At 55.3% G+C, this 7,690-nt stretch carries 7 protein-coding genes; 1 reads left to right on the top strand and 6 read right to left on the bottom strand.

Annotated elements, in window-relative coordinates; translation table 11 throughout:
- Window positions 1-20: 20 nt before the first annotated feature.
- The 6 genes from Q0510_RS21110 to Q0510_RS21135 are packed head-to-tail and all read right to left on the bottom strand — an operon-like array spanning window position 21 to window position 7,149.
- A complete protein-coding gene (locus tag Q0510_RS21110; RefSeq protein ID WP_298716050.1) occupies window positions 21-2,732 on the bottom strand; it encodes a PVC-type heme-binding CxxCH protein in 2,712 nt (903 codons plus the stop codon).
- A gap of 17 nt (window positions 2,733-2,749) precedes the next feature.
- Entirely contained in the window at window positions 2,750-3,604 is an 855-nt protein-coding gene (locus Q0510_RS21115; RefSeq protein ID WP_298716052.1) for a ThuA domain-containing protein, read from the bottom strand.
- Between the two features lie 21 nt (window positions 3,605-3,625).
- Window positions 3,626-4,576, bottom strand: coding sequence for an NAD(P)-dependent oxidoreductase (locus Q0510_RS21120; protein ID WP_298716054.1), 951 nt, complete (start codon window positions 4,574-4,576; stop codon window positions 3,626-3,628).
- 2 nt (window positions 4,577-4,578) lie between these two features.
- Window positions 4,579-5,064, bottom strand: a complete 486-nt coding sequence (locus tag Q0510_RS21125; protein WP_298716056.1) for a VOC family protein — start codon at window positions 5,062-5,064, stop codon at window positions 4,579-4,581.
- A gap of 11 nt (window positions 5,065-5,075) precedes the next feature.
- The gene (locus tag Q0510_RS21130; RefSeq protein ID WP_298716058.1) at window positions 5,076-6,242 is read right to left on the bottom strand and encodes a mandelate racemase/muconate lactonizing enzyme family protein; all 1,167 of its coding nucleotides are present in this window, start codon (window positions 6,240-6,242) and stop codon (window positions 5,076-5,078) included.
- Window positions 6,243-6,264: 22 nt separating this feature from the next.
- Entirely contained in the window at window positions 6,265-7,149 is an 885-nt protein-coding gene (locus Q0510_RS21135; RefSeq protein WP_298716060.1) for a sugar phosphate isomerase/epimerase, read from the bottom strand.
- A gap of 193 nt (window positions 7,150-7,342) precedes the next feature.
- Here Q0510_RS21135 and Q0510_RS21140 point away from each other — a divergent pair.
- Window positions 7,343-7,690 (top strand): cupin domain-containing protein (locus Q0510_RS21140; RefSeq protein WP_298716062.1); only part of this gene is annotated, 348 nt, incomplete at its 3' end.

The raw sequence follows: 7,690 nt of genomic DNA on the forward strand, positions 1-7,690 counted from the left end.
GATAACAGAAAACAGGATTGTTAATTCTGTAAACATTTATCCATCTGGAACTTACCGGCTGCCGTCAAAATAGGCAATCCCGCTTCCCTGCTCATCCACGACGCCGCCACGATAGCCGATAGCCGGACGCGGCTGTTGCGGTCGCGGGCAGCCGCCATCATCAGCGCCGCCTGGTCCGGGATCTGCTCCCCGACATAGCGCAATACCTGCACGGCCGCAGCCCTTACATGGTAATCCTTCGCTTTCAGCGAGCGTTTCAGCAGCTGCTGGTCCACTTTCCCCGTTCCCTGGCTTACCCAAAGAGCCTCCAGTACGTGGTGCTCATACCTTGCATCGCTCGTGTCCAGGCTGGCGGCCCAGGGGCCAAGTTTAGCCCGTACAGCGTTCACGTCTCTCCCGCGCAGTTCCCGGCGAGTCCGGTAACGGGAACGGTATTCCGGCAGTTTGAGGTTTTCGAGCAGTTCGTCGATTTCCGCACCGTCGATATTGGCCGGTTTAACCAGCGGCCGGGAAGGATAGGTGATGCGGTAGATCCGGCCATGGGAGTGGTCGCGCAGGGGATCGCGCGCATTATGCTGCATGTGCCCGATGAGGATGTTATGCCAGTCAACCACATACAACGACCCGTCGGGAGCAAACTCCAGGTCTACCGGCCGGAAGTTGGGATCGTCGCCTTTGAGCAGATCCATGCGGAAACGGCTTTTGTAACCCGTACCGGCATCTTCCATGGTATGTTGCTTGATCCCGAGGAACCCGATGGTATTATTGATCAGCAGGTCGCCCTGCACGCTGTCCGGAAAGTGGCGGCTGGAAACGAATTCGATCCCTGAAGTGGGGCGTACCAGGTGCTTTTCCTCGACCAGCTGTTCGGATTTATGCGTGGCCTGTCCATATCGTGGTAATATCGTACCCGGCAGCATCCAGCGCACATCCGGCGAGGAGGTTTCAGCGTAAAAGGGTTGCCCCCAATCGTCGAAAGCGATACCCCAGGGATTGGGGATGCGCAGCTGCGCCGTGCGTTCCAGCTTCATGCGCAGCGGATCATACCGGTAAAAACCGCCGTTGGTCGCGTATATCGGGCCATAAGACGTTTCGATGTTGGAGCTGAGGAAAACCCCTTCGCCCGAATAAATCGCCCCGGAACCATCCGTTGTAAATGCGTGATTGCCGTGGTGCGAATCGTGGTCGTCGAACCCGCTGAGCAGGATTTCTTTCTTGTCGGCCTTGCCATCACCATCCGTGTCTTTCAACAACACCAGGTTGCTCCCCTGCCCTACGTACACGCCTTCCGGCGCCATTTCAAATCCCAGCGGCAGATGCAGGCCGTCGGCGAAAACCGTTTGCTTGTCGGCCTTGCCGTCGTTGTCGGTATCTTCCAGGATGATGATTTTGTCGTTGGGCTTGGGATCGCCGGGTTTGTATTGCGGGTAAGTTGGCATGGTGGCCACCCACAAGCGCCCTTTATTGTCGAATGAAAGCTGCACGGGTTTGGCCAGCTCGCTGAATTCCGTTTCGGAGGCGAACAGGTCCACTTTATACCCGGGCGGCACTTTCAGGGAGCTTACGGCGTCCTGTCCGTAGCGGTAGGAAAGATTGCCGTTTTTATTGTTGTCGGTGTAGTTGGTCTTGATTTCCGGGAGAACGGGGGTGTGTTTATCCGCCGCTTCCAGGTCCATTTTTTCCCCTTTCGATGCGGCCAGCCAGATCGCGGTGTCGCGGATGGCGGTGAGCTCGCGGGTCTTTTTGATTTCGGCGGGGAAGTTATCCGGGCCGTAAGGCTGGTACCGGCGGCCGTAGACGTGAACGCCGTTGGGCACTTTATAATCGTAGAGCCACATCCAGTTCTTTTCCGCCACGGCATCGTTTACGAGCTGCCTGTCGGCGCCGGCCCTGGGATTGCCTTCTCCGAAAATCTCATCGGCCAGGAATTTGCAGAGTATTTGATATCCTGCCTCATTCAGCTGGGAGCCGTCGATCGTCAGCGGCATATTGGATTCCTCATACCATTTCTGGGAAGGATGGAACACGTCTACGAACAGCACTTTGTTTTGCGCGGCGATTTCCTTCATGGCGGCGGCATACAGCGCGAGGTTCTTATTCTCCCTGCGGCCGTCGGGCAGATCGCGGGTATCCGACAGGTTTTCGAACGCAATGGGAGAAACGAGCACCAGTTGCGGAGCAGAAACGCCGTTATAGCGTTGTTTCAGCGTCCATTTCACGAAGGCGTTCAGTTCAGCTTTGAAGTTGGCCAGTCCGGCCACTCCTGAGAACGATTCGTTGAAACCGAAAAAGGAAATGATCACATCCGTTTTCAGCCGGGTCAGCCATTCGTCGGGTGTTTCGAAGGTACCTTCGCCGGGGTGGTTTTCGTTCAGCTCCAGTTTTCCCGGTTCGGTAGTGCTTTTGATGAGGTTAGCCCGTTCCACCTGGAATTTCTCGGCGCCGGGGAAAGCAAAAGGCGACACGCGGCCGGAATGCGGCCGGAAGCCCGGCGTTTCCCCTGCATCGCACATATTGCGGATAAACAGCTCGTGCGCCGGGAAGCGGAGCTGCAGTTCCGTTTCGAGGTTGTCGAAATGGATCATCCTGGCGCCCAGGTTATTGCCGATCATCGCGATGCGCGCGCCTTTGGCGAGCTCCAGCGGCGCGGGTTGCCGGGTTCTGAATGCGTTTAATATGATGGCAGCCACTACTGCCAGTGATAACAGTATGCTGATTTTGGTTAATCTCATGGTTTCCGGTGATTTATCTATTTAGCTACCCGGTAAGGAACCTGAATGTCCATCTTACCTTTCCATTTCTTCGGCACCTTGAGGCCCAGTTCATCGTGAATGGCGTTGATCACGAGGCGCTGGAAGGACTCCACCCTGAAATCTTCGGGATGGCCCATGGTGGTCATAAAGACTTTCCCGCCGAAGGAATTGGTGCCGGTCCAGGCCACGGGGTTTTCCACGGCCATTCTTTCCGGGTTAACGGCCTTGCCCGTCAGCAGGGCAGTCGAACCTTTGACCGGGTAATCCGGTACAACATGATAGAGCCAGGAGCGTACGTGCCAGTCTTTGGCCACGCCCGTGAGGATGGGATTTTCAGCCTGGGCGGGCACGATGCTGACATCGGTGCTGCTGCTGTGGCCGTAGTGCGTATGTTTGGCTTTGCCGCCCCAGCCCGGAGGGGAATTCAGGGCAAATTCGCCGAAGGCGTTCCATTTTTCGCTGGGGTGGCCTGCGGGGAAATTGAATGCATGCGTGGTGGTGCGGAAGCCCATCACGGGTTTGCCCGACTTCAGGTAGGCATCGATATGCGCCAGCTGATCGGCCGGCAGCCTTCTCCAGCGGAGGTAGAAAACAGCCAGGTCCGCATCTTTCAGGGCTTCCAGCCCCGGGATGTTTTCTTCGCTGTTGTGATCCGGGGAAGATTTGAGCACGATCGTTCTCATGCCGTAATTTTTTTCCAGCTCCGCCGCCACGATGGGCAGGGTTTCTTCGCCGCTATATTCATGGTCTCCGCACACAAACACGACCAGCGGCTTTTTAGCTTTTTCGGCAGGTTCGGAGCAGAACAAACCTCCCAGTGTCAATAATAATCCAAAACAGAAAGTATTCATTTTAACAGGGATTTATGGTTATCATACAAACGTGTTTCTATTGAAAACGCTTTCCTTTTCCGGTTCCCGGCCGGAAAGGAGCGCTATTACATTATTTACCGTGGACAGGCACATCTCCCGGTAAGTGGTGGCGGTCAGGCTCGCGGAATGCGGCGTTACCAGCGCACGGGGATGCCGTACCAGGCCGAGATTCTGTACCGGCGGTTCGTCGGGCAGCACATCGGCCGCAAAACCCGCGACCGTTCCCTCGTTCAGCGCATCCAGCAAGGCCGCATGGTCGATCAGCGCGCCCCTGGCGGTGTTCACAAGCATGGCGCCCGGTTTCATAGATGCCAGTTCCGCCTTGCCGATCAGGTTGGCCAGCCCGCTTTCCAACGGAAGGTGCAGGCTGATGATATCGGATTGCCGCAGTACCTCCTGCATGGGCAGGAACTTGTAAGGCAGGTCCTGCGCCGACCGGCTCCAGTACACCACTTCCATCCCGAACGCGCTGGCCAGGCGGGCCACGCGTTTCCCGATGTTGCCCATGCCGAGGATGCCGAGCGTTTTGCCGTTCAGTTCATCGCCTGCATATTGGTTCCGCCAGTTCCAGTTTTCCTGCTTCACCTTTTCCACCGAAGTGTAGAGATCGCGCATGAGCATCAGCATGAGGGCCAGCGTATGCTCCGCGATGGTGGCCGCATTGCTGCCCGGCGCGTTGATGACACGGATCTTCCTCGCCGAAGCGGCGGCTACATCCACATTATCCAGCCCCACGCCACATCGGGCCACGGCTTCCAACTGCGGACAGGCGGCCATCAGCGCATCATCCACCTTCATCTTCCCCCTGGTAATCACGGCATGGATTTCCTCCGCCGCCACAACAGCGTCGCGGCTGGCCAGGTCATAGCCGGTAAATACGTTTACGTGTTCGCGCAGCACGGCCAGGGCCTCTTCGGCGACTGTCTCCAGCAACAATACGTTTTTCCTCATGGTTATTGATGGTATAAAGTGGCGTCGTCCGACCGGTCGCCCCGGAAGTCGTTCCGCCCTGAAACATACAAACCTTCCTCATATAATTCATCCTTGAATATCGCGGGATCGATCTCGGCTCCCGGCGCGGAAGAAAGTTCCACCAGATTGCCGGCGGGGTCGCGGACGAACATCTGCATCGCGCCATCGGGCAGCTTGCGGACCTTCCCCCAGGGGTTCACATCGATCACCCCCAGTTCCTTCATGCGGAAAAAGATGCTGTTGAAATCATCTACCTGCACGCAGATATGCCCGCGGAAAGAAGTGCGGTCGTCCCACTCCGAGAGGTGCAATTGCTGCTCCGCATTGAACTTGAAGAACATCACCGGGTAATCGAACCGGAAAGCGGGAAGCTTCTCCAGGCCCAGTTCATGCTCATAAAATGCACCTGCTTTCTCGAGGTTGTCTACTATCAGTGTAACGTGGTTAATTTTGATTGCCTTAGCCATAAAAATATTTTTTAAACGCCCTGTTTGAATTCCCGTACAAAATCCCAATCCGGGGTCATGCCCAGCCCGGGTGCCGTGGGTGCGGCGATCGATCCGTTGGTAACGGTGATTTTTTCTTTGACAAGATCATACATCATCGGGTTGCCGCCCAGCGAAAATTCGATGATTGTAGCGGAAGGCGAAGCAAACGCCACGGTCAGTCCCGCCATAAAGGAAAACGCCGAGCCCCAGCAATGCGGCGCCAGTTCCACCTGGTGCGCGCAAGCGAGGTGACCCGCACGCATCGCTTCTGAAATACCGCCGATAATCGCTGCATCCGGCTGGATCACATCCACTGCACGGATCTGCAAAAGATCGTGGATATCGAAACTGGTATATTCGCTTTCCCCGGCAGCGATTGGGATGCAGGTAGACGCCCTCACTTCGGCGGTGCCCTGTTTGTTATCCGGACTGATGGGTTCTTCGAACCAGTAAATATTACAATCTTCCACGCCACGGCAAAACTGCCTGGCTTCGGGAACGCTGTAAGTCCCATGTGCGTCCACCATCAACTTGATATCGGCATCCAGCACGGCCCTGGCCGCCCGCACGCGGTCGATGCTTTTCTGTACGCTGTCATCCATCACCCCTACCCGCATTTTCACGCCCCGGAAGCCTTTATCCACATATCCCTTCAACTGCGCCCCGATATTATTGACATCCGCCCAACCACCGCTGGCATATGCCGGCATATGATCGCGGCAGGCGCCGCCCAGGAGGTCGAGAACAGGCACACCCAGCATTTTCCCTTTCAGGTCCCACAGGGCGGTATCGATCCCGCTCATGGCGGAAACGGTAAGGCCGCGCCGGCCGAGGATGGGGAACTTCCGGCCCCTCGACAGGGCGTAGTGGTCGCGGGTGCCGTTGTACATTTCTTCCCACAGGCGGGTGACGTTGTTCACGGATTTACCTACCAGCAAGGGTTTCAATTCATTTTCCACGCAATTTACAATGGAAGCGCATACGCCGGAAGATCCCACCGCCGCTTTGGCTTCGCCAAAACCCTGGAGGCCTTCGTCTGTCGTAATCACGACCAATGTCATATCGAAATTCGTCAGCAAGCCATAATCCGAGGCATGCTGCTTTTCTTTAGGAATGGGACAGCGTAACCAAAACGCTTCTACGTTCGCAATTTTCATGTATTGGAATTAACCGCTTTATTTAAATGAGTTTGGATAAAGTATTAAAGGATTCACGGGTGAGCATGGAATAGAAATCCTCTGTTACGGAAGAGCTGCCATGGTCGACCAGGAATTTCTCCTGCTCGGGGGAAAGGTTCTCCGGCTTTTCGTCGATGGAGCCGGGGAAAGGATTGGCGGGCGTACGGTCGAGCGGCGCGCAGAACTCTACAGACAGCACTTTGTCGTAGTTAACTTCCCGGAGGGTCTTTACGATCTTCTGCCAGTCGAGGTTCCCCATGCCCGGGGCCATCCTGTTATTATCGGCCACGTGGAAGCCGGCCAGCTTGGGGGCGGCCCTGCGGATGGCGGCGAACATGTCAACTTCCTCGATATTCATATGGAAGGTATCGAGGCACACGCCGCAATTGGGGCCTACTTCGGCGGCGAGGGCCAGCGCCTGGTCGGCCCGGTTGATGAAATAGGTTTCGAACCGGTTGATGGGCTCAATCCCCAGCACGATGCCCACGGATTCGCTGTAGGCGTAAATTTCCTTCATGGCATCCACGGCCCATTTCCATTCTTCATCGGGCCGCCCGTCCGGGACGAGCTTACCGACGGTACCTGGCACCACGGACACCATTTGTCCATCCAGTTCCTTCACCATTTTCACCACATCTTTCACATATTGAACAGATGCGGCGCGCTGCGCTTCGTTTTTGGCAAGCAGGTTGCGTTCCCCGAGCATGAGGGTAACGGATCCCCAGCAGCGGACGTTATTTTCTTTCAGCAGTTTCCGGACTTCCGTGGTGTCGTATTGCTCGGGGCTGCCGGCAATCTCGAAGCGGGTGTATCCCTGCGCGGCAATTCTCCGGATTGTAGTGGCTATCGTTTCGGCGCGCATCCAATTGTGTATCGCAAGTTCCATAGCGGGTTTTATAAAGTGAAAATGATTGTCTGGCGGATATAAACTAATTGATATTCAGGCATAAGCTGTCATTACAAACTTATCCCGGATACCGTTGAAATAAAAGTACACCATTTGCCGATTTTCGATACTATATTTACTTTATACGGAAATTAGTCCTTCAAAAAACGATTATTGTACTAAAATTGGCCGCATGAAAGTTTCTTACCGGCATATATCCACTGCGGAGGATGCCAGCTTTGGCATCAAGGAATTCTGCCAGCCGCATTTCACCAATACCTTTCATTTCCATAGGGGCTATGAGGTGACGCTCATCGTAAAGAGCTCAGGCCAGGTGTATGTGGGCGACAAGATGCTGAATTACAAGGAAGGCGAAATTTTCATGTTCGGGCCGGGGTTGGTGCATTGTTTTTCGAATAATACGTTATCCGTCGGCAAAGGGGAAAATGTGCATGCTATCGTGGTGCAGTTCGAGGAGGATTTTATGGGGAAGGACTTTTTCGAAACGATGGAGCTGCGGAATATCAAGGCGCTCATGCAG

The organism is uncultured Chitinophaga sp., from assembly GCF_937874145.1.
In the GTDB taxonomy this organism is placed as follows: domain Bacteria; phylum Bacteroidota; class Bacteroidia; order Chitinophagales; family Chitinophagaceae; genus Chitinophaga.

Coding starts and splice junctions, on each gene's coding strand:
- Q0510_RS21110 (WP_298716050.1), bottom strand. CDS start 2,732: ATGAGATTAACCAAAATCAGCATACTGTTATCACTGGCAGTAGTGGCT.
- Q0510_RS21115 (WP_298716052.1), bottom strand. CDS start 3,604: ATGAATACTTTCTGTTTTGGATTATTATTGACACTGGGAGGTTTGTTC.
- Q0510_RS21120 (WP_298716054.1), bottom strand. CDS start 4,576: ATGAGGAAAAACGTATTGTTGCTGGAGACAGTCGCCGAAGAGGCCCTG.
- Q0510_RS21125 (WP_298716056.1), bottom strand. CDS start 5,064: ATGGCTAAGGCAATCAAAATTAACCACGTTACACTGATAGTAGACAAC.
- Q0510_RS21130 (WP_298716058.1), bottom strand. CDS start 6,242: ATGAAAATTGCGAACGTAGAAGCGTTTTGGTTACGCTGTCCCATTCCT.
- Q0510_RS21135 (WP_298716060.1), bottom strand. CDS start 7,149: ATGGAACTTGCGATACACAATTGGATGCGCGCCGAAACGATAGCCACT.